The organism is Streptomyces sp. NPDC059255 (assembly GCF_042752355.1).
Classification (GTDB): Bacteria; Actinomycetota; Actinomycetes; order Streptomycetales; family Streptomycetaceae; genus Streptomyces.
This window is the reverse complement of sequence record NZ_JBHYZP010000108.1, coordinates 1-1,446: the sequence shown is the minus strand read 5'-3', so window position 1 is coordinate 1,446 and position 1,446 is coordinate 1. Positions and strand designations below refer to the sequence as shown.

General features: G+C 68.5%; 1 protein-coding gene and 1 pseudogene. One reads left to right on the top strand and one right to left on the bottom strand.

The features are described 5' to 3' along the window. The first annotated feature begins 112 nt into the window (after nt 1-112). Nucleotides 113-742: pseudogene (locus ACFXKG_RS41275) on the top strand (hypothetical protein). Between the two features lie 47 nt (nt 743-789). Here the strand turns inward: ACFXKG_RS41275 and tpg are convergent. Then, nucleotides 790-1,347: a telomere-protecting terminal protein Tpg gene (gene tpg, locus ACFXKG_RS41270; protein ID WP_384850768.1), complete on the bottom strand. Its 558-nt coding sequence runs from the start codon at nt 1,345-1,347 to the stop codon at nt 790-792. Between the last annotated feature and the right edge of the window lie 99 nt (nt 1,348-1,446).

Below are 1,446 nucleotides of genomic sequence, written 5' to 3'. Positions count from 1 at the left end.
GGTGTGACTGAGCGCTTCAGTTGGCCGGTCGAGTGCCAGCCTCGTGCGAACCTGGCACGATTCACGTCATCGCCTTGGGGCGGTCAACGTCCAGCCGAGGCGAGAAGGAACTTTGATCTCTGACTACCAGCGGCGTCTGCGAGAGCAGTTTCTGTCCGTCCCTGTCGTTCCGCCGCCTCTCCCGTGGCACCCGGTCCCGAACGGGCTCATCCCTATCGGTGGCCTGCTCGGCATCGGCTTCGCTCTCGCTCCCGACGATGGCCGCGACCTAGTCATGGTTGTCTCCGTCGACGGTCACGGGCTCTTCGACACCGTCACCGGAGAGAAGATCGCCCGGGACCGTGACCCTGACCCCGACGGCAGCACCCCGGACGCCGTGCCAGATCTCTCCTGCCCAGGGCTCGGCCCCATCGCCTCGACCCGAGTACGCATCGCGGGACTCTTCGGAGGCGGCCTGCACACCACCACCGAGGACGGCTGGAACCTGGAGGTCGTCAGCCCCGAGTGGCCGCACGACCGCGTCCTGCTGTCCACAGACGGAGGCATCCCCCACAACGGACCGCACGGCGACAGCTAGTGGCACATCTTTGACTCCAACTACTCCGAACTGCGAGCAGCCGGCTTCTCGCCGTCCGGACGGACCCTCGCCGTCGCCACCAGCAGCGACCTAACCCTCTGGACCCGCCAGGCGCCTGACACCGAACGCTCGGCCGGCCAACTCGGCCGCTCACCGGTCAACTGAAGCGCTCAGTCACATCCGGGGCCCGCGAGCTGTTCGGGGTACGGCTGCTACAGGTCGAACTCGAGGTGCTGGATGTCCGTGAACCGGACCTCTTCCAGGCTTCCGGCGCGGCGGCCGCCGTCCTGGAAGTACACCTCCTTGAGGGCTTCGGCCGCGATCTCCTGGAGCTCGGTGTCGCTGGCGCCGGCCGCCTGGGCGTCGAAGAGGCGGGCGGCGAAGCGGGGCGGCAGGGCGACGGTCAGGTGCCGGATGCGGTCCTGGTCCGTCGACCCGATCGGCGCGGTGTAGCCCATGCGGGCGCGGGTGTCGATGATGATGCCGCCCGTGGACGCGGCCTTGGCCTTGGCCTTGGCCCGGATCTGCGGCTGCCACCGCTTCTTCACCTCGCGCTCTATGCGCGCGGCGAGGTCGGGGCGGGGCTTCTTGATCTGGTCCTTCACGTACCGCTCGACGGTGCGCTGGGAGACCCGCAGCATCTGGGCGACCGCCTTGGTGCCGCCCAGCTGCTTGACCAGGTACCGCATCTGCGGGCCCGCGTTCTTCGGTGCCGGGCGGGTGAACGCCTTCTGCACCGCTTTCTCCAGGCCGTCCCCGATCAGGCTCATCGTGGCCTTCTCCTACTCTCCGTTGTCGACGTCGGTGACGGTGCCGTCCTTGATGGACCGGGCGAGGTTGAGCTCCGGGGCGTTGAACCGCTCGCGGAC